The 19,983-nt window shown below is 71.3% G+C and carries 23 protein-coding genes and 2 tRNA genes; 23 read left to right on the top strand and 2 right to left on the bottom strand.

All coding sequences use genetic code 11. The features are described from left to right. Positions 1-74: 74 nt before the first annotated feature. Positions 75-1,151: a GTP 3',8-cyclase MoaA gene (gene moaA / locus ACMGFI_RS02835; RefSeq protein ID WP_436907176.1), complete on the top strand. Its 1,077-nt coding sequence runs from the start codon at positions 75-77 to the stop codon at positions 1,149-1,151. Between the two features lie 84 nt (positions 1,152-1,235). On the opposite strand, the gene fni is transcribed toward moaA, so the two are convergent. Together fni and ACMGFI_RS02825 are read right to left on the bottom strand one after the other, a co-directional pair. Beyond that, positions 1,236-2,306 carry a type 2 isopentenyl-diphosphate Delta-isomerase gene (gene fni, locus ACMGFI_RS02830; RefSeq protein WP_436907174.1) on the bottom strand — a complete coding sequence of 357 codons (1,071 nt, stop codon included), beginning with the start codon at positions 2,304-2,306 and terminating at the stop codon, positions 1,236-1,238. A 411-nt stretch (positions 2,307-2,717) separates the two neighbouring features. Then, positions 2,718-3,269 (bottom strand): NUDIX domain-containing protein, encoded by a 552-nt coding sequence (locus tag ACMGFI_RS02825; protein ID WP_436907172.1) that lies wholly within the window; start codon positions 3,267-3,269, stop codon positions 2,718-2,720. Positions 3,270-3,553: 284 nt separating this feature from the next. On the opposite strand from ACMGFI_RS02825, the gene ACMGFI_RS02820 reads away from it, so the two are divergent. The 22 genes from ACMGFI_RS02820 (at position 3,554) to idsA3 (ending at position 19,982) form a co-directional block, all read left to right on the top strand. Then, positions 3,554-3,638 (top strand) — tRNA-Ser (locus ACMGFI_RS02820). 22 nt (positions 3,639-3,660) lie between these two features. Then, positions 3,661-4,188 (top strand): 30S ribosomal protein S13, encoded by a 528-nt coding sequence (locus tag ACMGFI_RS02815; protein ID WP_436907170.1) that lies wholly within the window; start codon positions 3,661-3,663, stop codon positions 4,186-4,188. Continuing rightward, on the top strand, positions 4,188-4,706 hold the full coding sequence (locus ACMGFI_RS02810) for a 30S ribosomal protein S4 (protein ID WP_436907169.1): 519 nt from the start codon (positions 4,188-4,190) through the stop codon (positions 4,704-4,706). Before ACMGFI_RS02815 ends, ACMGFI_RS02810 begins: the two co-directional genes overlap by 1 nt. Before the next feature lies 1 nt (position 4,707). Further along, positions 4,708-5,097 carry a 30S ribosomal protein S11 gene (locus ACMGFI_RS02805; protein WP_135362638.1) on the top strand — a complete coding sequence of 130 codons (390 nt, stop codon included), beginning with the start codon at positions 4,708-4,710 and terminating at the stop codon, positions 5,095-5,097. Positions 5,098-5,099: 2 nt separating this feature from the next. Further along, positions 5,100-5,867, top strand: a complete 768-nt coding sequence (locus tag ACMGFI_RS02800) for a DNA-directed RNA polymerase subunit D (protein ID WP_436907168.1) — start codon at positions 5,100-5,102, stop codon at positions 5,865-5,867. 234 nt (positions 5,868-6,101) lie between these two features. Further along, positions 6,102-6,186: transfer RNA gene (locus tag ACMGFI_RS02795), tRNA-Leu, on the top strand. A gap of 15 nt (positions 6,187-6,201) precedes the next feature. After that, entirely contained in the window at positions 6,202-6,552 is a 351-nt protein-coding gene (locus ACMGFI_RS02790; protein WP_436907166.1) for a 50S ribosomal protein L18e, read from the top strand. Then, the gene (locus tag ACMGFI_RS02785) at positions 6,549-6,986 is read left to right on the top strand and encodes a 50S ribosomal protein L13 (protein WP_135362635.1); all 438 of its coding nucleotides are present in this window, start codon (positions 6,549-6,551) and stop codon (positions 6,984-6,986) included. Before ACMGFI_RS02790 ends, ACMGFI_RS02785 begins: the two co-directional genes overlap by 4 nt. Next, a complete protein-coding gene (locus ACMGFI_RS02780) occupies positions 6,980-7,378 on the top strand; it encodes a 30S ribosomal protein S9 (protein WP_135362634.1) in 399 nt (132 codons plus the stop codon). The genes ACMGFI_RS02785 and ACMGFI_RS02780 overlap by 7 nt, the downstream gene beginning before the upstream one ends. A gap of 7 nt (positions 7,379-7,385) precedes the next feature. Next, complete coding sequence (locus ACMGFI_RS02775) at positions 7,386-7,586, top strand: DNA-directed RNA polymerase subunit N (RefSeq protein ID WP_135362633.1); 201 nt, start codon at positions 7,386-7,388, stop codon at positions 7,584-7,586. Further along, a complete protein-coding gene (locus tag ACMGFI_RS02770; RefSeq protein WP_436907164.1) occupies positions 7,583-7,759 on the top strand; it encodes a DNA-directed RNA polymerase subunit K in 177 nt (58 codons plus the stop codon). The genes ACMGFI_RS02775 and ACMGFI_RS02770 overlap by 4 nt, the downstream gene beginning before the upstream one ends. After that, complete coding sequence (gene eno, locus ACMGFI_RS02765) at positions 7,756-8,961, top strand: phosphopyruvate hydratase (RefSeq protein WP_436907163.1); 1,206 nt, start codon at positions 7,756-7,758, stop codon at positions 8,959-8,961. The genes ACMGFI_RS02770 and eno overlap by 4 nt, the downstream gene beginning before the upstream one ends. Continuing rightward, a complete protein-coding gene (gene rpsB, locus ACMGFI_RS02760) occupies positions 8,958-9,743 on the top strand; it encodes a 30S ribosomal protein S2 (RefSeq protein WP_436907161.1) in 786 nt (261 codons plus the stop codon). The genes eno and rpsB overlap by 4 nt, the downstream gene beginning before the upstream one ends. An 87-nt stretch (positions 9,744-9,830) precedes the next feature. Beyond that, positions 9,831-10,418, top strand: a complete 588-nt coding sequence (locus ACMGFI_RS02755; RefSeq protein WP_436907159.1) for a TetR/AcrR family transcriptional regulator — start codon at positions 9,831-9,833, stop codon at positions 10,416-10,418. A gap of 152 nt (positions 10,419-10,570) precedes the next feature. After that, positions 10,571-11,221 (top strand): hypothetical protein, encoded by a 651-nt coding sequence (locus ACMGFI_RS02750; RefSeq protein WP_436907158.1) that lies wholly within the window; start codon positions 10,571-10,573, stop codon positions 11,219-11,221. A gap of 92 nt (positions 11,222-11,313) precedes the next feature. Next, positions 11,314-12,924: a molybdopterin-dependent oxidoreductase gene (locus tag ACMGFI_RS02745; protein WP_436907157.1), complete on the top strand. Its 1,611-nt coding sequence runs from the start codon at positions 11,314-11,316 to the stop codon at positions 12,922-12,924. Positions 12,925-13,030: 106 nt separating this feature from the next. After that, positions 13,031-13,408, top strand: a complete 378-nt coding sequence (locus ACMGFI_RS02740; protein ID WP_436907156.1) for a DUF5518 domain-containing protein — start codon at positions 13,031-13,033, stop codon at positions 13,406-13,408. Positions 13,409-13,485: 77 nt separating this feature from the next. After that, positions 13,486-14,469, top strand: coding sequence for a mevalonate kinase (mvk, locus tag ACMGFI_RS02735; protein WP_436907154.1), 984 nt, complete (start codon positions 13,486-13,488; stop codon positions 14,467-14,469). Continuing rightward, positions 14,466-15,212, top strand: coding sequence for an isopentenyl phosphate kinase (locus ACMGFI_RS02730; protein ID WP_436907153.1), 747 nt, complete (start codon positions 14,466-14,468; stop codon positions 15,210-15,212). Before mvk ends, ACMGFI_RS02730 begins: the two co-directional genes overlap by 4 nt. 121 nt (positions 15,213-15,333) lie before the next feature. Further along, the gene (locus ACMGFI_RS02725) at positions 15,334-17,289 is read left to right on the top strand and encodes a hypothetical protein (RefSeq protein ID WP_436907150.1); all 1,956 of its coding nucleotides are present in this window, start codon (positions 15,334-15,336) and stop codon (positions 17,287-17,289) included. Between the two features lie 304 nt (positions 17,290-17,593). After that, a complete protein-coding gene (locus ACMGFI_RS02720; protein ID WP_436907147.1) occupies positions 17,594-18,934 on the top strand; it encodes an RNase J family beta-CASP ribonuclease in 1,341 nt (446 codons plus the stop codon). 1 nt (position 18,935) lies between these two features. After that, a complete protein-coding gene (gene idsA3 / locus ACMGFI_RS02715; RefSeq protein WP_436907145.1) occupies positions 18,936-19,982 on the top strand; it encodes a geranylfarnesyl diphosphate synthase in 1,047 nt (348 codons plus the stop codon). Position 19,983 lies beyond the last annotated feature (1 nt).

Genomic DNA, 19,983 nt, shown 5'->3' with positions numbered 1-19,983 from the left:
ACCCGCAGCTGTCGGGTCCCCAGAAACCTTGCAACGGGCACCGGCCTTATTACCGCCGGGCCGAAAGTGCGGGTATGCTCGCGGACGAGTTCGGCCGGGAGGTGACGGGCGTGCGCGTCTCGCTCACCGACCGGTGCAACTTCGACTGCGTCTACTGCCACAACGAGGGCCTGGGCGACACCCGCGGCCCCATGGCGCCCCGCGAGCACGAGATGAGCACCGACGACGTGGTCCGGTTCCTGGAGGTCGCCGCCGAGTTCGGCGTCGACTCGGTGAAGTTCACCGGCGGCGAGCCGCTCCTGCGCGACGACCTGGAGGAGATCGTCGCCCGCACGCCCGAGGCGATGGAGGTCTCGCTCACCACGAACGGGACGATGCTCCCGGGCCGAGCCGGGGACCTGGTCGACGCCGGCCTCGAACGGGTCAACGTCTCACAGGACGCGCTGGACCGGGAGACGTTCAAACAGGTCACCCAGGCCGGCGCGTACGACGCGGTGATGGACGGCGTCGACGCGGCGCTGTCCGCCGGGCTCGCGCCGGTCAAGCTCAACATGGTCGTCTTCGAGCAGACGGCCGGGTACGTCCCGGAGATGGTCGAGCACGTCGCGGAGAACGATGGATTGCGCCTGCAACTCATCGAGTACATGCCGGAGATCGCCGGCCACCCGGAGTGGGCGGTCGACATCGGCCGAGTCCACGACTGGCTCGAAGAACAGGCCGACCGGGTCGAGCGCCGCGAGATGCACGACCGGCGGCGCTACTGGGTCACACCGGAGGGGAGCGACCTCGGCGGCGACGATATTCTCGACGGGGACGGGACGGTCGACGAGTCGAAGGCGGGGATGGTCGAAATCGTCGACCCCGTCGAGAACCCCACCTTCTGCGCAAACTGTCATCGCGTGCGCGTCACGCACGAGGGGTACCTCAAGGGCTGTCTCAACCGCAACGACGACCTGCGACCGATGGGGGAGATGACCCGCCCGGAGATCCGCGAGACGTTCCGCGAGACGGTCGCCGAGCGCGTCCCCTACTACGGCGAGTACATGGTGAAAGAGGACGGCGAGTGGGTCGTCAACGAAAAGTACCTGGACGACTCGCCCGGCGACGCGTACCCGACCGTCGACGAAACCCCCGCAGAGACCGACGACTGACGACCACCCGAAACAGACGACCGACCGCCGGTCGGGCCGTGGCGGCGCAGCCCCGGCGGTCACACAGGCGTTGGCCCCGAACTTTCAGTAGCCGACGCCGCGCTGGTCGAGGTACTCACGCGTGGGTCCGCCGACCACCACGTCGGCGTCCCGGAGGTCCGCGACCGTCCGCGACCCCGTGACGAACATCGCGGTCTCCAGCTCGGCGATCAGGTCCTCGGCGGCCTCGACGACGGCCTCGGTCCCGCGGGCCGCGGGCGAGAGGAACGGCTTGGCGAGCCCGCCGGCGGTCGCCCCGAGCGCGACCGCCTTCGCGATGTCGATGCCCGAGCGGACGCCGCCGCTGGCGATCACCGTGTCGTGGACTTCGAGACACTCCAGCGTGCTGGCGACCGTCGGGATCCCCCACCGGCGGAACCGCTCGCCGAGGCGCTCGCCGCGGGGCTCGTCCCTGGCGGCGGCCCGGTAGGCCTCGACGCCGGACCACGTCGTGCCGCCCTTGCCGGCCACGTCGATGGCGTCGACGCCCGCCTCCGCCAGCTTGCGGGCCGTGCTTCGGGAGAAGCCGTTGCCCGTCTCCTTGACGATCACGGGGACCGACAGGCCCTCAGCGACGCGCTCGATGGCGTCGAGACAGCCCCGCGCGTCCACGTCGCCCTCGGGCTGGACGGCCTCCTGCAGGAAGTTGCAGTGGACGGCGACGGCGTCGGCGTCGATCATCTCGACCGCCCGCTCGACGCCCGCGACGCCGTACTCCGCCAGCTGGGCGGCGCCGATGTTCCCGTAGAGGAAGGCCGTCGGCGCGGCCTCCCGCACCACCGAGTAGGACTCGACGGTGTCCGCGTCCTCCAGGCCCGCGCGCTGGCTGCCGACGCCCATCGCGATGCCGACCTCCTCGGCCCCAGCGGCCAGCGCCCGGTTGAGTTCGGTCGTGTTCGGGTGCCCGCCGGTCATGCTCTCGATGACGACCGGCGCCGCGAGTTCGTGCCCGAGGAAGTCGACGCTCGGGTCGACCTCGTCGCGGTGGATCTCCGGGAGGGCCTCGTGGACCAGCGACACGTCGGCGAACCCGGTCCCCGGTTCCTCCACGTCCTCCTCCCGCACGATCCTGACGTGGTCGTCTTTCCTGTCTACCGTCTCGTCCGGACCCGTCATCTCTTGCCCGGAGTTCCCCCGGCCTCCTCTTACAACTACCTCTTCCGCGTGAACGTGTGTCGGCCCGGGTACCCCTCCACGTGGCGCGCGCTGTCGCGCGCTCTTGTGCGCGCGACGCAAACCGCGCGAGGGATGAGCACCGCACGCCGCAGGCGCGCGGAGCGCAATCGGCTGGGGAGGTGTGTGGCTGTCTGCGGTGCTGTGCGGGGCGGTCGCGGTGCCGTCCTGGCGGACTGAAAGGGCGAGGCGCGCTCGCGTCCAGTTTAGTCGCCTGAGCGGGCCACTATCCGCGCGGGCGGTGCCGAGAGCGCGGATATCCCGCCTCAGCGACCGCGAGCGCGCCGAGGGCTTTCAGCGCTTGCTGTCGGCTACGGTTGAAGCAACCCCTGGCGAGCGGGCAGAGCGAACCAGTCACTCCCTCAATTCTGCGAGCGTCTTCGCGACGATCTCGTCCACGTCGGTCGTCCCGTAGCGCTTTCGAGACACGTCGCGCATCCGTTCGTCGGCGGTCCGCCACTCCTCCGCCGACCAGAACCGGGCGTCCTGCGCGTCGGAACCCGCGTCCAGCACACCACTGGTCGCATCGCGGTGGACGGCGTACTCGAAGGCGACCATGTGCTTGCCCGCCTCGGGCCAGGTCCCGCGGCCGGCCACTAGCGTCAGGTCCCGGCGGTCGACCGAGAGGCCGGTCTCCTCTTCAAGTTCTCGCGCGGCCGCGCGGTCGGGGGACTCGCCCCAGTCGACGTGGCCGGCGGGCGTCCCCCACTGGCCGGCGTCGTCGCCGACCGCCCGCTGGACGAGCAGGACCCGTTCGCCGTCGACGACGGTGACGCTCGCGCCGGGCGTGGGGCTGTGGAAGACGTGGCGGTCGCAGGACTCGCAGACGTACGCGCCGGGCGCGAGGTCCGCGTCGCGCAGTTCGCTCCCGCAGTAGCCACAGTAGTCGGGCGGGTAGTTCGTCATCGCCGGGCGGTCGGCCCCCGACGTGTTAGCTCGGTCGGATCACGGCCGCCGGGTGGCTGTCGGTCACACGGGCGCTTGGGCGCGGACGGACAAAGCGGTGGCGTCGGTCCGACCGCGGCCCGTGACAGGGGTTCCCGCGTCGGGACCACTCCGTGATGTTTAAATAGGGGCGGAGAGGTAATTCAGGTACGCTCGTGCAGGGGCACCGGGTCCCGAGTCCCGCACGTGACCGACGGTCACGCGACGCGAGGGCGCCAGTATACAACCGCACGCGGCAAGTGCGTGTCGTGGTAGCCAAGCCTGGCCCAAGGCGCAGGGTTGCTAACTCTGTGGCGTACAGCCTCCGGGGTTCGAATCCCCGCCACGACGCTCACACCCGAATCACAGACACATGAGTGCAGAAGACCAAGACCCGGACGGAGACGAGGAGGAGGACATCCAGTACTTCGTCCGCATCGGACAGACCGACCTCGACGGCACGAAGTCCGTCGAGCGGTCGCTCACCGACATGAACGGTATCGGCCATCGCGCGGCCCGCATCATCGCCGAGGAGGCCGGCATCGACCGCCGGGCAGTCTTCGGCAAACTCGACGAGGAGGACATCGACGAGGTCGTCTCGCTCGTGGAGGGCTTCGCCGAGGAGGCGCCCGAGTGGCTCGCGAACCACCGGAACGACTTCTTCGCCGGCGAGACCACCCACGAGACGGGCAACGACCTCGAGCTGACCCGTCGCCAGGACATCAACCGCATGAAGATGATCGACTCCTACAAGGGAGTCCGACACAAGCGCGGGCAGAAGGTCCGCGGCCAGCGAACCAAGTCCACCGGCCGCTCCGAGGGCACCATCGGCGTCAACGTCGAGGCCATCAAGGAGGAGCAGGCCGAGGAAGCCGCCGCCGAAGAGGGGGATGAGGAGTAATGGCGCTCGGTAGCAACACCAAGTTCTACGAGACGCCCAACCACCCCTACCAGGGCGAGCGCATCAGCGAGGAGTCCGGCCTCGTCGGCCAGTACGGCCTCAAGAACAAGGAGGAGCTGTGGCGTGCCCGCTCCGAGCTGCGCGCCTATCGCCGGGAGGCCCGGAAGCTGCTGGGGCAGACCGACGCCGAGGGCGCCGGCCGGGAGACCGAGGAGTTCCTCGCCCGCCTGAAGCGCATCGGCGTCCTCGACGAGACGGACTCGCTGGACGACATCCTGTCGCTGGACGTGACGGACATCCTCGAACGGCGGCTCCAGACGGTCGTCTACCGGAAAGGGCTGGCCAACACGACGAGCCAGGCCCGCCAGTTCGTCTCCCACGGCCACATCACCGTCGAGGGTCAGCGCGTCACGCGCCCCTCGAAGAAGGTGACCGTCCAGGAGGAGGGCGCCATCGAGTTCGACTCGGCGAGCCCGCTGACCGACGAACTCCACCCCGAACGCGCGGAGGACCAATAACATGAGCGAGACCCAAGACGACAAGTGGGGCATCGCCCACGTACACGCATCGTTCAACAACACGATCATCACGATCACCGACGAGACGGGCGCCGAGACGCTCGCCAAGTCCTCGGGCGGCACAGTGGTGAAGCAGAACCGCGACGAGGCCTCGCCGTACGCGGCCATGCAGATGGCCGAGGTCGTCGCCGAGGAGGTCCAGGCACAGGGCGTCGAGGGCGTCCACGTCCGCGTGCGCGGGCCGGGTGGCAACCAGCAGACCAACCCCGGACCGGGCGCGCAGGCGACCATCCGAGCGCTGGCGCGAGCCGGCCTCGAGATCGGTCGCATCGAGGACGTGACCCCGATCCCCCACGACGGCACCCGCGGACCCAAGAACGCGGGATTCTAACGATGGAGGACTACGAGGTCGAGTTCGTCGAACGCGGCGACCGGGAAGCGCGGTTCCTGGTGCGGGGGATCAGCCCCGCGTTCGCCAACGGGATCCGCCGCGCGATGATCGCGGACGTGCCCACCTTCTCCATCGACCAGCTGCGGGTCGTGGAGAACTCCAGCGTCATGTTCGACGAGCAGATCGGACTCCGGCTCGGGCTGGTCCCGCTGACCACGCCCGAGGGCGAGTTCGAGATCGGCGACGAGGTGACGCTGGCGCTGGACGTGGAGGGGCCGAGCCGCGAGGAGACGACCGAGACCGTCACCGCGTACTCGGGCGACATCGTCTCCAGCGACGAGATGGTGCGGCCCGCCGACGACAACATCCCGATCATCGACCTCAAGGCCGGTCAGCGGCTCGAAGTCGAGGCCGACGCGGTGCTGGACCGCGGTCGGGAACACGCCAAACACCAGGGCGGCGTGGCCGTCGGCTACCGGCACCTCCAGCGCGTCAACGTGGTCGGTGACAAGGGCGAGTTCGCCGACGACGAGCCCAACATCCTGCGCGGGGTCATCGAGGACGACGGCGAACTCGTCCCCACGGAGGAGTTCGACCACGACCTGTCTGAGCGATACCCAGGCAAGGAGATCGAGGTGGAGGACGTGCCCAACGCATTCGTCTTCCACGTCGAGACGGACGGGTCGCTGACGGTCGACGAACTCGTCACGCGGGCGGTCGGCTCGCTGCGCGACCGCGCGGACGAACTGCGACAGTCGGTCCAACTGTAACGATGAACGCCCCTCTTCAGACCCACGGCGCTCGCATCCGGTCGTCGGGCAGCAGTTCCGACGGCCACGAGCGTCCCGCCCGTCCGGCTGCGAACGCGCGGACTGGGCGTGCGAGGTGCGCCCGGCGGGCGCACCTCGAAGCGAACGGCGCAGTGCGCCGTGAGCGTCGATCCGGCGCGGCGAGCGCCGGGATCGAAAGCGGTTTGAAGGGGCCGACGAAAGTAGAAATCGCGAGCAGGGATAGCCAAGTCAGGCCAACGGCGCAGCGTTCAGGGCGCTGTCCCGTAGGGGTCCGCAGGTTCAAATCCTGCTCCCTGCACTTTTCTAGAAACGTATGAGCAAGAGCAATCCGAGACTCAGTAGCCTCATCGCCGACCTCAAGGCGACCGCCCGGAACTCGGGCGGCGACGTCTGGGGCGACGTGGCCGAGCGCCTGGAGAGCCCGCGGCGCACCCACGCGGAAGTCAACCTGGGCCGTATCGAGCGATACGCCCAGGAGGACGAGACCGTGGTTGTGCCCGGCAAGGTGCTCGGCAGTGGCGTCCTGCAGAAGGACGTGACCGTGGCCGCGGTCGACTTCTCCGGCACCGCCGAGAAGAAGATCGACCAGGTCGGCGAGGCGGCACCGCTAGAACAGGTACTCGAAGACAATCCCGAGGGATCGAACGTGCGGGTGATCCGATGAGCCTCGCCGAGTTCGAGGCCGACGTGGTCGTCGACGCGCGGGACTGCATCCTCGGTCGCGTCGCCTCGCAGGTCGCCGAGCGCGCGCTCGACGGCGAGCGCGTGGCGGTGGTCAACGCCGAGGCGGCGGTCGTCACCGGCAGCGAGGACGACGTGATCGGCACGTTCGAGACGCGCCGGGAGGTCGGCTCCGACCAGGGGCCGGCCTACCCCAAGCGGCCGGACGGCATCCTCAAGCGGTCGATCCGCGGGATGGTGCCCTACAAGACCGACCGCGGCCGCGAGGCGTTCGAGAACGTCCGCGTCTACGTGGGCAACCCCTACGACGAGGACGGCGAAGTCCTCGACGGGACCTCGCTGGACCGACTGTCGAACATCAAGTTCGTCTCGCTCGGCGACGTGAGCGAGGCGCTGGGAGCCAAGCAAACATGGTAACGAACACATCGGGCAAGAAGAAGACGGCCGTCGCCCGCGCGACGATCCGCGAGGGCGAGGGCCGCGTGCGCATCAACGCACAGCCAGTCGAGTTGACCGAGCCGGAGCTGGCGCAGCTGAAGATGCTCGAACCGTTCCGCCTGGCCGACGACGACCTCCGCGAGGGCGTCGACGTCGAGGTGGACGTGCAGGGCGGCGGCGTGATGGGGCAGGCCGACGCGGCCCGCACCGCCATCGCCCGCGGGCTGGTCCAGCACACCAACGACGCCGAGCTGCGCGACGCCTACATGGAGTTCGACCGCTCGCTGCTCGTCAACGACGTGCGTCAGAGCGAGTCCAAGAAGTGGGGCGGCCCCGGAGCACGGGCCCGCTACCAGAAGTCCTACAGGTGATCTCGCCATGATGGTCCCGGTCCGGTGTTTCACGTGCGGCAACGTCGTCGGCGAGCACTGGGAGGAGTTCAAGGCCCGCACCCGCGAGGCCGACGACCCCGAGGACCCCGAGAAGGTCCTCGACGAGCTGGGCGTCGAGCGGCACTGCTGTCGGCGGATGCTCGTCTCGCACAAGGACCTGGTCGACATCGTCGCCCCCTACCAATGAGCCAGCAGTACAACCGCTACGAGAAGGCCCGCATCATCGGCGCGCGAGCGCTGCAGGTGGCCTACGGGGCGCCCGTGCTCGTCGACACCGAGCAGACCCAGCCCATCCTGATCGCCGCCGAGGAGTACGACGCGGGCGCGCTCCCCTTCACCGTGCGGCGGGGTGAGCGATGACGCTCGTCACCGACGTGCGGCTCCGTCGCGTGCTCGACTCGCGGGGCAACCCGACGGTCGAGGCCGACGTGCTGACCGAGGAGGGCGGCTTCGGCCGCGCGGCCGCGCCGAGCGGCGCCTCCACGGGCGAGTACGAGGCCATCGAGCTGCCGGCCGCCGAGGCCATCGCCGCCGCCCGCGAGGACGCCGTGCCCCGACTCGTCGGGGAGGTCCACGCGGGCAACCAGCGCGAGGTCGACGCGGCGCTCCACGCCGCCGACGGCACCGACGACTTCTCGGGGGTCGGCGCCAACAGCGCGGTCGCCATCTCGATGGCCGCTGCGAAGGCCGGCGCCAGCGTCACCGGCGCCCCCCTCTATCAGCACCTCGGCGGGACCTTCCGCGGGAACACCTTCCCGATCCCGCTCGGGAATATCGTCGGCGGCGGCGAACACGCCGCCGACGCGACGGACATCCAGGAGTTCCTCGCGGCGCCCGTCGGGGCGCCCTCCGTGTCGGAGGCCATCTTCGCCAACGCCGCGGTCCACGGGAAGGTCCACGACATCCTGATCGAGCGCGACGAGCCCGCGGGCAAGGGCGACGAGGGCGCGTGGGCCCCCTCGATCGACGACGGCGAGGCCTTCGAGATCGTGGACGAGGCGACGAAGGCCGTCGCCGACGAGGTCGGCTTCGAGATCCGCTTCGGGCTGGACGTGGCCGCCGCGGAGATGTACGACGAAGACGAGGGCGGCTACGTGTACAGCGACCAGGTGCGCTCCACCGAGGAGCAGGTCGAGTACATCGCCGACCTCGTCGCCGAGTACGACCTCAAGTACGTCGAGGACCCCCTCGACGAGGACGACTACGAGGGCTTCGCCGACCTCACGGAGCGGGTCGGCGACCGGACGCTGGTCTGCGGCGACGACCTGTTCGTGACCAACACCGACCGGCTGGGCGACGGCATCCAGCGGGGCGCGGCCAACAGCATCCTGATCAAGCCGAACCAGATCGGGACGCTGTCGGACGCGTTCGACGCCATCGAACTGGCCGTCGAGAACGCCTACGGACACGTGGTCTCGCATCGTAGCGGCGAGACGGAGGACACCACCATCGCACACCTCGCAGTCGCGACGGACGCCCCGTTCATCAAGACGGGCGCGGTCGCGGGCGAGCGCACTGCCAAGCTGAACGAACTCATCCGAATCGAGGACAACGCAGTATGAGCGGAAACGAAAACGAAGGTCTCGACGCCAGCGACTCCGAGGTCGACCCCGAGGTCGACGAGGGCGCGGCGGCCGAGACAGAGACTGAGGAACCGGCCGCTGGGGCCGACGAGCGGGTCGCCGACGAGGCGGCCGACGAGGAGCCGGCCGAGGAGGCCGACGAGGGGCCCGCCCTCGACGAGGACGTCATGCCCGACGACGAGGCGGACCTCCTCATCCCCGTCGAGGACTACCTGGCCGCGGGTGTCCACATCGGTACCCAGCAGAAGACCAAGGACATGGAGCGGTTCATCCACCGCGTCCGGACGGACGGGCTGTACGTGCTCGACGTGAGCATGACGGACAAGCGCATCCGGACCGCGGCGGACTTCCTGGCCAACTACGACCCCGAGCAGATCCTCGTGGCGTCGTCGCGCCAGTACGGTCGCTTCCCCGCCGAGAAGTTCGCCGACGCCGTGGGCGCTCGCGCCCGCACCGGCCGCTTCATCCCGGGGACGCTGACCAACCCCGACTACGAGGGGTACATCGAGCCCGACGTCGTGGTCGTCACCGACCCCATCGGCGACGCCCAGGCCGTCAAGGAGGCCATCACCGTCGGCATCCCCGTCATCGCGATGTGCGACTCCAACAACCAGACCTCCAACGTGGACCTGGTCGTCCCGACGAACAACAAGGGGCGCAAGGCGCTGTCGGTCGTCTACTGGCTGCTGGCCAACGAGACGCTCGACCGCCGCGGCGCCGAACCCAGCTACGGTCTCGACGACTTCGAGACCGAGATCTAACCCGTTCTTCGACGCGTTTCGACCCGTTTTCCCGCCCCGGCCAGCCGTAGCACAACGCTGAACACGAGTGAGCGCTCACTCACCGGTATGAGCGACGAGGCGGTGCCGGCCGAGGCGCGGGCGGAGGTCGCGCTCGCGGTGCGGGACGCGCTGGCCGAACACGGCTACGAACGGCTCACGACGGCCAAGATCGCCGAGCAGTACCCCAAGAGCGAGGCGGGGCTGTACTACTACTACGACGCGAAAGACGAGATGATCGCGGCGTTCCTGGAGTTCGCGGTCGGCCGGTTCGGCGAGGAGCTGGACGGGATCGAGGCCGCCGACCCCGAGGCGCGGCTCCGCGCCGCGTGCGAGCGGATGTTTCTCTCCCCGGGCGAGGAGGGCGCGGACCTGCACGTCGCGGTGATGGAACTGCTCTCGCACGCGCCGCACAACGAGACGCTGCGCGAACCGCTCGTCGCGCTCCAGTCGGCGAAACTGGACGTGCTCGCCGAGACGGTCCGCGAGGGCGTCGAGGCCGGCGTCTTCCGCCCGGTCGACCCCGAGGCGACCGCCGCGTTCCTCCTCGCGGCCGGCGACGGCTCGACCGGGATCCACGTCGCGCTCGGCATGGACGTGGGCGACGACCTCCGCACGGGGTGGTCGAGCTACGTCGACGGACTGCTCGCCGACTGAACCCCGCTCGACCGGATTCTCGGAGGCCCGACGCGTCCCGGCCGAGTGACGTTCCCGTCGGCGGAACAAAGTAAGTACTCACTCAGTAAATTTAAGGCGGCGGTCGTCCAACGGGGAGGTATGAGAGCCGACGATCCGGCGGAGGTCCGGGAATGACACCCGAGGAGCTGACGCTGTGGGCGCACATCGCGGCGGGGTTCGTCGCGCTGTTCGCGGGGCTGGGCGCGTTCCTCACGGAGAAGGGCGGACGGCGCCACCGCCGCCTGGGCCGCGGGTACGTCTACGCGATGGCGTTCGTCTCGGGGTCGGCGCTGGCGCTGTTCGCCTTCGACGCGACCGACCTGCGGCGGTTCCTCGCGCTGGTGGCCGTGTTCAGTTTCTACTTCGCCTTTTCGGGATACCGGGTGCTGGGGCGCAAGCGGCCGGCCGACGGGGCGGCGACGGTCGACTGGCTCGCGGTCGGGCTGGTGGGGGCAGCGAGCGTCGCGCTGCTCGCGATGGGCGGGGTGATGGCCGTCGACGGCGACCCGTTCGGGCCGGTCGCACTGGTGTTCGGCGGGATCGGCGCGGTCTTCGCGGGGACGGACGCCCTGAAGTTCCGCCGCGAGCGCGACCCCGGCGCCTGGGTGCCCGAGCACGTCACCCGGATGGGCGCCGCCTACATCGCGACGGTGACCGCGTTCGCGACCGTCAACTTCGGGTTCCTCCCCACCGCCGCGCGGTGGCTGGGGCCGACCGTCGTCGGGACGCCGGTCCTGATCTATCTCTCGGCGACCTACAAGGAGCAGTTCGCGCCGGCGTAGCGGGCGAGGGGTCCGACCGCGCCGGCGGCCACAGCGCGCGAGCGGTTCCGCGGCGCGCAAAGTATTACCGGCGCCAGTCCTGAGACCGGGGCATGGACGGACAGGAGCGCGCCGCAGTCGGCTGGGCCGTAGCTGCGGCCGCGTGGCTGGTCGGGATCCTCGCGGCGGCGCCGCTGGTGGGCGGCCACCCGCTGGCGGTCGCCGCACAGGTCGTGATCGAGGCCTCCCCCGGCGCGGTGGCGACGCTGGCCATCGAGACGCTCGGCGCGGCCGCCCAGCCGGCGCTGATGGCCGGGATCGCCATCGCGGCCGTGGCCGTCGCGGCGGGGATCGCGGCTTTCGCGGAGGGGTACGGGACGACCCGGACGCAGGAGCGCTATCTCGCCACCGGCGTCTCCGTGCTCGTGGTCGTCCTGACGGCGGCGGGGTTTCGCGCGGCGGCCGACGGCGCCTTGTGGCGGTGGACGCTCGCGACGGCACTGGCGCTGCTGCCGCCGGGGCTCCTCCGCGTCGTCGGTGGTCAGCGGCGGCCGTCCGTGGGACGGCGGCGGACGCTCCGGAACCTCGGCGGTGCGGTCGGGCTGGCGGCGGGCGGCGGGCTGGTCGCCCGGAGCCTCGGTCGGCCGGCGACCTCCGGTGACGGACCCCAGCCCGGCGAGTCGCTGGACGCGGTCGCCGAGAAGCGCGACGAGGGGACGACGACGCCCGACTCCGGGCGGACAGGGACGCCCGCCGGGGACGACGAGCGCCTCGAATCCCGCAGCACCACCGAGAACGTCGTCGTCTCGGTCGCCGAGTCCGGCGCCGACCCGGCCTTCGGCTACGACTTCGCGGGGATGCCCCCGGCGGTCGGGACCGCCGCCGACCACTACGTCGTCGACAAGAACGTCTCCAACCCGAGCGTCGACGCCGGCCGGTGGTCGCTGTCGGTCCGCGGCGCGGTCCAGGAGTCCTACGAGCTGTCGTTCTCGGACGTGGTCACCCACCCCGAGGCACGCGACATGACGGTCACGATGGCGTGCATCTCCAACTCCGTCGGCGGCGACCTGATCAGCACCGCCGAGTGGCGCGCGGTGCCGGTCCGCGCGTTGCTGGAGGAGGCGGGCGTCCCGGACGCCGCCGGTGATGTCGTGACCCGCGCGGCGGACGGCTACACCGAGGCGATCCCGTGGGACGCGGTGCGCGACCGCGAGGACATCGTGCTCGCCGTCGGGATGGACGGGGAGACTCTGCCCAGGGAACACGGCTTCCCGGCGCGGCTCCTGATCCCCGGTCGCTACGGCATGAAGTCGACGAAGTGGGTCGAGACCATCGAGGTCAGCGCCGGCGACCACGAGGCCTACTGGGAGGTCCGCGGGTGGGTCGAGGAGGCGGTCGTCAACACGCTGTCGTACGTCCGCGGAGTCCAGCGTCGCGGCGACCGCGTGGCGGTCGGCGGGGTGGCCTACGCCGGCCGACGGGGGATCGACCGCGTCGAGGTGAGCCTCGACGGGGGCGACACGTGGGCCGACGCCGACCTCGAAGCCCCCCCGTCACCCCACGCGTGGCGGCGCTTCCGCCACGTCGCCGACCTGCCGGACTCGGGGCCGAAGGACGTGGTCGTCCGCGCGACCGACGGGACGGGCGAGCGACAGACGCGCGAGGAGACGGGCGCCCACCCCGGCGGGTCGACGGGCTGGCACAGCGTCACCGTCTCGCTGTGACTGGACTCGCGGGGTGACCAGTCCCCGGCCCCCGTCGCTCCGTCCGGCGCCCTGACCTGTCGGAGCGAGTGGCACTTTTAAGTCGCCGGTGGGAGAACGGGGGCGCATGGAGGAAGGCAACACGTTCGTCAACGCGCTGGTGGGGGCGGTCGTCACGGCCGTCGCGAGTAGCTTCATCCCGTTCGCGCCGGTACTCGGCGGCGCGCTCTCGGGCTACTTCCAGGGCGGGACCCGCTCGGACGGGCTGAAGGTCGGCGCCGTCTCCGGCGCCATCGCGTCGATCCCGCTCGTCGGGATCGCCGTCCTCATCTTCAGCTTCCTCGGATTCGTCTCGCTCGGGAGCGGGGAGGCGCTACCGTTCGCCGTCGGGGGATTCGTGGTCGTCATCATCTTCCTCTTCGTCCTCGTCTACACGGTCGGTCTGAGCGCCCTGGGCGGCTGGATCGGCAACTACGTCAAGTACGACACCGACATCGACCTCTGAGCCGGGTGGGGCGGCCGGCAGGCGCCGTCCCCCGCCCTTCGGAAACCATTACTTCCCCGCAGGTGCGATGAGCGGACATGGTTACCGCGAGCGCCCCCGGGAAGGTGTATCTCTTCGGGGAGCACGCAGTCGTCTACGGCGAACCGGCGGTGCCCTGCGCCATCGACCGCCGCGCGCGGGTGACCGTCGAGCGGCGGGCCGACGACCACCTCCGCGTCCACGCCGAGGACCTCAGCCTCGACGGCTTCACCGTCGAGTACGGCGGACGGACCGACGCAGACCCGGACGTGGACGTACCGGGGTCGCTCGTCGAGGCGGCGACCGGCTACGTCGACGCCGCGGTCGAGCAGGCGCGGGAGGCCGCCGACGCGCCCGATGCCGGCTTCGACATCACCATCGAGAGCGAGATTCCCCTCGGTGCCGGGCTGGGGTCGTCCGCAGCGGTCACCGCTGCGGGCATCTACGCCGCTGCCGAGGAACTGGGGACGGACCTGACCCCGGCGGAGGTCGCAGACCGGGCCTACCGGGCCGAACTCGCGGTCCAGGAGGGAAACGCCTCCCGGGCGGACACGTTCTGCTCGGCGACCGGCGGCGCCGTCCGCGTCGAGGGTGACGACTGCCGCTCGCTCGACGCGCCGGAGCTCCCGTTCGTCGTCGGCTTCGACGGCGGCGCGGGCGACACGGGCGCACTCGTCGCGGGCGTGCGCGAGTTGAAGGACTCCTACGACTTCGCCGCCGACACCGTGGCGGCCATCGGCGACCTGGTGCGCAACGGGGAGGCGGCGCTTTCGGCCGGCGACCTCGACGAACTCGGGGAGCTGATGGACTTCAACCACGGGCTACTGTCGGCGCTGGGGGTCTCCTCGCGGTCGCTGGACGCGATGGTGTGGGCGGCCCGCGACGCGGGCGCGCTCGGGGCGAAACTGACGGGCGCCGGCGGCGGCGGCTGCGTCGTCGCGCTCGACGAGACCGAGGAGACCGAGACGGCGCTGCGCTACCTCCCGGGCTGCGAGGAGACGTTCCGGGCGGCGCTGGACACCGAGGGAGTCCGCCTCGAATGACCACCGTGCTGAAACTCGGCGGGAGCGTCGTCACCGAGAAAGAGTCCCCCGAGACGGTCGACGCCGACGCCCTCGCCCGGGCGGCCGAGGCGGTGGCCGACTTCGACGGCGACCTCGTCGTCGTCCACGGCGGCGGGAGCTTCGGCCACCACGCCGCCGCCGAGCGCGGGGTCGGCACCGACTCGGGGACCCGCTCGGCGGCGGACGCCCGCGCGGTCCACGACGCGATGGGGCGGCTCAACGCCGCGGTCCTCGACGCGCTCCACGGGGCCGGCGTCGAAGCGTTGCCGGTGCGACCCCTGTCGCTCGCCAGCCGCGACGCCAGCGGCGACCTCTCGGTGCCGACGGGGAGCGTCGCGACGATGCTGGCGGAGGGGTTCGTCCCGGTGCTCCACGGCGACGGGGTCGTCCAGTCGGGGTCCGGTGTCACGGTCACGAGCGGGGACGACCTGGTCGTGGCGCTGGCCGACGACGGGGCGCTCGACGCCGACCGGGTCGGGCTCTGCTCGACGGTTCCGGGCGTCCTCGACGCCGAGGGTGCGGTGATAGGGCGGATCGAGCGGTTCGCGGACGCCGCCGACGCGCTCGGGGGGAGCGACGCGACGGACGTGACCGGCGGGATGGCCGCCAAGGTGGAGAAACTGCTCGCGCTCGACGCGCCGGCGCACGTCTTCGGCCCGGACGGGCTGGAAGCGTTCCTCGCCGGCGGGTCGCCCGGGACCGTCGTCGCCGGCGGCGAGTGAGGCTGGACCGCGAGGGGGCGGGCGGCCCCAGCGGGGACGGACCGGCCGCGGGCGCCGTCCGGCGGTCGCGGCCGCGTCGACCGGCGTAACCTATTAGGCCGGGCTATGCAATGGAAGTGATATGACACCGGTTCCCCGCCGAGCGGCGTTCGGATACGGCTTCTATCTCTTCTCGTACTGGCTCGTGCTGGTGGCCGTCTGCGCGACCCTGGTCGGCGGCGGCGCCTGGCTGCTCACCGACGGGAACCTCGGGGCGCTCGACGTGTCCGCCGACGGCGCCCGGGCGGCCGCCGGCGGCTTCGCGGTCGTCCTCGGCGCCCTCGTCTACGGCGCCGGGCAGACCGGCCTCGCCTACAAGCTGGTCGCCGACGGCACGCGGGCGGGCGTCGCCGGCGCCGTGGCCCCGGCGGAGGACGCCGAGAGTGACGCGCTCGAGGAGGCGGACGCGGCGGCGGAGTCGGCCGGGACGGACGAGGACGGCGCCGCCGCCGCGACGGCCGATGCGTCCGACGACCCGCTGGCCGGCGGCGAAGCGAGCGCCGACGAACCGCCGCAACCGGAGCCGCGGGACCGATCGAGCGCCGCGCCGCGGACCGGCCCTGCCGCGACCGACGAGGGCCCCGGCACCGACGAGGACCGTGACGAACCGAGCGACGGAGCCGTCGCGCCGTCGGACGAAGGTGTCGACGCCGACTCGGAGCGGGCGCCCGGCGTCGACCCGGAAACGGGTGACGGCGAGGGAGAGCCCGCCGCGTCCGGCGCGGGCGCCCCGGGCGAGTCCGGGGTCGACGAAGCGCCGTCGGGCGACGCGTCGGACCCGACGCTCGCTACGGGCGAGGACTCAGACGGCCCGACCGCCGGCGAGAGCGGCGAGGCGGCGGGCGTAGACGAGCCTGGGGACGCGGCCGCGGACGACGGGCCCGAAGAGATGACGGCCGACGAGTGGGTGTCACCCGGGAGCATGAGCGAGCGGGAGTCGCCGGCCGACGGCGCGGCCGAGGCCGAGCGGCCGGTAGCGGAGACAGACGACGCCGACGCCGAGACGGAGACCGACGACGCCGACGCTGACGACGCCACCGACCCGAGCGACGCCGACGGCGCGAGCGGTACGGCGGGCGACACTGCCGGAGACGGGGAGGCGTCGCCGGAGGACGTGGCCAGCGAGAGCGGCATCGCCGAGGAACTCGGCTTCGGCCAGCCAGGTGACCCGGCGCGGGAGTCCGCAGACGACACCGGGGCGGACGAGGGTTCGGATCCGGACGCCGGGGCGGAGACACCGGAGGAAGGCCCAGGCGACGCCGCGTCCGGCGACACCGGAGAGACCGACCCGCTGGCGCCCGACGAGGCCGCGGATCCGCTGGCCCCGGACGCGAGCGACGATCCGGGGGCACCCGACGAGAGCGACGACCCGCTGGCCCCCGGTGGCGATGACGAGTCCGGGGACCCGGTCGAGCCCGGTAGCGGGGGCGACTCCGGTGACCCGCCGGCGGGGGACGACGCGGACGACGGCGGATCGGCGCCGTCCCGCGAGGGGACGGTCTCCTCGGGCGAGGAGACCGATGCCGACGGCGACGGTGCGGACGACGACCCGGGCGAGGCCGGAGACGGGACGCCGGCCGCGGTCCCGGACGACCCGGCCGAGGAGCCGGAGCCGTTCCCTCCCGCCGACGGGGACGAGTCCGGCGGCGACTCGCCCGCGCCGGAGGAGAGCGGGGACCCGCTGGCTCCGGGCGGGAGCGACGACCCGTTGGCGGACGAGGGCGACGACCCGCTGGCGCCCGCGGGGGGCGACCCGTCCGGCGACCCGCTGGCGGGCACCGATGGCGAGGAGTCCGAGGACCCGCTGGCCCCGGACACGGACGACGGCTCGGCCGCGGGCGGCGGCGACGCTCCCGCCGACGAGGGCGAGCCCGGCGATCCGCCGGCTCCGACCGGGGGCGACGGAGACGGGAGCGACGAAGACGGGAGCGGTGAGGGCGGTGACGGGGACGCGGCCGACGGAGACGAGCAGGCCGGCGGCGACGGCGACGACGGGAACGGCTGGTCGACCGGCCCCGGCCACGTGAGCGGGGAGTGACCGGGACGCGGAAGTGGAGTGACAGCTCGCGGAGACGAGCCGCACGCTTTTTAAAACCTCGCCGTATAGGTGGAGGTAACCGAGCATACGGCCGCCCGGGTCGCGGAGAGGGCGGCCGGCTGACGCATCGGGCGCCGATGCGGACGCCGCTCCGACCGTGCCGGTGACGCGGGGGCCGCCGGGACCGCCCGACGGCTCGCGGGTCGACGGACCGGGACGGTCCGGAGCGGGCCAGTCACGCGAGCGTCCACTGTTCGCCGGTCGCCACCGCCGCTGCGGGCGAGCCTTCCTCGGAGTGCAAACCATGGAAATCGAAATCGCAACGATCGGCGGCTACGAGGAAGTCGGCCGCCAGATGACGGCAGTTCGCGCAGGCGACGACGTCGTGGTGTTCGACATGGGCCTCAACCTCTCGAAGGTCCTCATCCACGACAACGTCGAGACCGAACGGATGCACAGCCTCGACCTGATCGACATGGGCGCGATCCCCGACGACCGCGTCATGTCCGAGCTCGAGGGCGACGTGAAGGCCATCGTGCCGACCCACGGCCACCTCGACCACATCGGCGCCATCTCCAAGCTGGCCCACCGCTACGACGCGCCCGTCGTGGGCACGCCCTTTACGATCGAGCTGGTCAAACAGCAGATCAAAAGCGAGGAGAAGTTCGGCGTCCAGAACGACCTCCAGAAGATGGAGGCCGGCGAGACGATGGGGATCGGCGAGCGCAACGAGCTGGAGTTCGTCAACGTCACCCACTCCATCATCGACGCCATCAACCCGGTCCTGCACACGCCCGAGGGCGCCATCGTCTACGGGCTGGACAAGCGCATGGACCACACCCCCGTGATCGGCGACCCCATCGACATGAAGCGGTTCCGGGAGATCGGCCGCGAGGGCGTCCTCTGTTACATCGAGGACTGCACCAACGCCAACAAGAAGGGCCGCACGCCCTCCGAGTCCGTCGCGCGCCGCCACCTCAAGGACGTGATGTACTCCCTGGAGGACTACGACGGCGGTATCGTCGCCACCACCTTCAGTTCCCACATCGCGCGGGTCACCTCGCTGGTCGAGTTCGCGGAGGACATCGGGCGCCAGCCCGTCCTGCTGGGCCGGTCGATGGAGAAGTACTCCGGCACGGCCGAGCGGCTGGACTTCGTCGACTTCCCGGAGGACCTGGGGATGTACGGCCACCGCAAGTCCGTCGACCGGACGTTCAAGCGGATCATGAACGAGGGCAAGGAGAACTTCCTGCCGATCGTGACGGGCCACCAGGGCGAGCCGCGCGCCATGCTCACCCGGATGGGTCGCGGCGAGACCCCCTACGAGATCGACGACGGCGACAAGGTCATCTTCTCGGCGCGGGTCATCCCCGAACCCACGAACGAGGGCCAGCGCTACCAGTCCGAGAAGTTGCTGGGAATGCAGGGCGCGCGCATCTACGACGACATCCACGTCTCGGGCCACCTGAACAAGGAGGGCCACTACGAGATGCTCGACGCGCTCCAGCCCCAGAACGTCATCCCCGCTCACCAGGACATGTCCGGCTTCTCGGACTACGTCAACCTGGCCGAGAGCGAGGGGTACAAGATGGGGCGGGACCTGCACGTCACGCGCAACGGCAACCTGATCCAGCTGGTCGAGTAGCATGAGCAGACAGTCCCAGGCGGCCGTCGAGCGGGCCATCGCCGCGCGCCGCGAGCGCGTCAACGACGCCATCCCCGAGGAGTTGCCGGTCGAGGAGCCCGAGCGGCTCTACGAGGCGACGCGGTACCTGCTCGACGCCGGGGGGAAGCGGCTCCGCCCGACCGTCCTGCTGCTGGTCGCGGAGTCGCTGGCCGACGCCGACGTCGACCCCGAGACCGCCGACTACCGGTCGTTCCCCGCCGAGGGCGGGACAGTCGACGTGCTCAAGGCCGCGGTGGGCGTCGAGGTCATCCAGTCCTTTACCCTCATCCACGACGACATCATGGACGACGACGACCTCCGCCGCGGCGTCCCGTCGGTCCACCGCGAGTACGACCTCTCGACGGCGATCCTCGCCGGGGACACCCTCTTCTCGAAGGCCTTCGAGTACCTCGTCCAGACGGGCGCCGCCCCCGAGCGCACCAACGCCGCGCTGATGGAGCTGTCGACCACCTGCACCCAGATCTGCGAGGGGCAGTCGCTGGACATCGACTTCGAGTCCCGCGACGCAGTCGCCACCGACGAGTACCTCGAGATGGTCGAGCTCAAGACCGCGGTGCTGTACGCGGCGAGCGCGGCCATCCCGGCCATGCTCGTCGGCGCCGACGACGGGACCGTCGACTCGCTGCACGGCTACGGCCTCGACGTGGGCCGGGCCTTCCAGATCCAGGACGACCTGCTCGACCTGACGACGCCCAGCGAGAAGCTGGGCAAACAGCGCGGGTCGGACCTCGTCGAGGGCAAGCAGACGCTGATCACCCTCCACGCCCGCGAGCAGGGCGTCGACGTGGACGGCCTCGTCGAGACCGACTCCGTCGAGGCCGTCGACGAGACCGAGATCGAGGCCGCGGTCGAACGCCTGCGGGAGGCGGGGTCGATCCAGTACGCCCGCGAGACCGCCCGGGACCTCATCGCCAGCGGCAAGGACAACCTCCGGGTCCTCCCCGACAACGAGGCTCGCGCCCGACTGGAGGACATCGCTGACTACCTCATCGAGCGCGAGTACTGAT

Origin of the sequence: Halosimplex marinum, assembly GCF_051414075.1 — an archaeon.
In the GTDB taxonomy this organism is placed as follows: Archaea; Halobacteriota; Halobacteria; order Halobacteriales; family Haloarculaceae; genus Halosimplex; species Halosimplex marinum.
Note: the sequence above shows the minus strand (reverse complement) of the source record. Positions and strands in the feature narration are given on the sequence as shown.

Coding starts and splice junctions, on each gene's coding strand:
- moaA (WP_436907176.1), top strand. CDS start 75: ATGCTCGCGGACGAGTTCGGCCGGGAGGTGACGGGCGTGCGCGTCTCG.
- fni (WP_436907174.1), bottom strand. CDS start 2,306: ATGACGGGTCCGGACGAGACGGTAGACAGGAAAGACGACCACGTCAGG.
- ACMGFI_RS02825 (WP_436907172.1), bottom strand. CDS start 3,269: ATGACGAACTACCCGCCCGACTACTGTGGCTACTGCGGGAGCGAACTG.
- ACMGFI_RS02815 (WP_436907170.1), top strand. CDS start 3,661: ATGAGTGCAGAAGACCAAGACCCGGACGGAGACGAGGAGGAGGACATC.
- ACMGFI_RS02810 (WP_436907169.1), top strand. CDS start 4,188: ATGGCGCTCGGTAGCAACACCAAGTTCTACGAGACGCCCAACCACCCC.
- ACMGFI_RS02805 (WP_135362638.1), top strand. CDS start 4,708: ATGAGCGAGACCCAAGACGACAAGTGGGGCATCGCCCACGTACACGCA.
- ACMGFI_RS02800 (WP_436907168.1), top strand. CDS start 5,100: ATGGAGGACTACGAGGTCGAGTTCGTCGAACGCGGCGACCGGGAAGCG.
- ACMGFI_RS02790 (WP_436907166.1), top strand. CDS start 6,202: ATGAGCAAGAGCAATCCGAGACTCAGTAGCCTCATCGCCGACCTCAAG.
- ACMGFI_RS02785 (WP_135362635.1), top strand. CDS start 6,549: ATGAGCCTCGCCGAGTTCGAGGCCGACGTGGTCGTCGACGCGCGGGAC.
- ACMGFI_RS02780 (WP_135362634.1), top strand. CDS start 6,980: ATGGTAACGAACACATCGGGCAAGAAGAAGACGGCCGTCGCCCGCGCG.
- ACMGFI_RS02775 (WP_135362633.1), top strand. CDS start 7,386: ATGATGGTCCCGGTCCGGTGTTTCACGTGCGGCAACGTCGTCGGCGAG.
- ACMGFI_RS02770 (WP_436907164.1), top strand. CDS start 7,583: ATGAGCCAGCAGTACAACCGCTACGAGAAGGCCCGCATCATCGGCGCG.
- eno (WP_436907163.1), top strand. CDS start 7,756: ATGACGCTCGTCACCGACGTGCGGCTCCGTCGCGTGCTCGACTCGCGG.
- rpsB (WP_436907161.1), top strand. CDS start 8,958: ATGAGCGGAAACGAAAACGAAGGTCTCGACGCCAGCGACTCCGAGGTC.
- ACMGFI_RS02755 (WP_436907159.1), top strand. CDS start 9,831: ATGAGCGACGAGGCGGTGCCGGCCGAGGCGCGGGCGGAGGTCGCGCTC.
- ACMGFI_RS02750 (WP_436907158.1), top strand. CDS start 10,571: ATGACACCCGAGGAGCTGACGCTGTGGGCGCACATCGCGGCGGGGTTC.
- ACMGFI_RS02745 (WP_436907157.1), top strand. CDS start 11,314: ATGGACGGACAGGAGCGCGCCGCAGTCGGCTGGGCCGTAGCTGCGGCC.
- ACMGFI_RS02740 (WP_436907156.1), top strand. CDS start 13,031: ATGGAGGAAGGCAACACGTTCGTCAACGCGCTGGTGGGGGCGGTCGTC.
- mvk (WP_436907154.1), top strand. CDS start 13,486: ATGGTTACCGCGAGCGCCCCCGGGAAGGTGTATCTCTTCGGGGAGCAC.
- ACMGFI_RS02730 (WP_436907153.1), top strand. CDS start 14,466: ATGACCACCGTGCTGAAACTCGGCGGGAGCGTCGTCACCGAGAAAGAG.
- ACMGFI_RS02725 (WP_436907150.1), top strand. CDS start 15,334: ATGACACCGGTTCCCCGCCGAGCGGCGTTCGGATACGGCTTCTATCTC.
- ACMGFI_RS02720 (WP_436907147.1), top strand. CDS start 17,594: ATGGAAATCGAAATCGCAACGATCGGCGGCTACGAGGAAGTCGGCCGC.
- idsA3 (WP_436907145.1), top strand. CDS start 18,936: ATGAGCAGACAGTCCCAGGCGGCCGTCGAGCGGGCCATCGCCGCGCGC.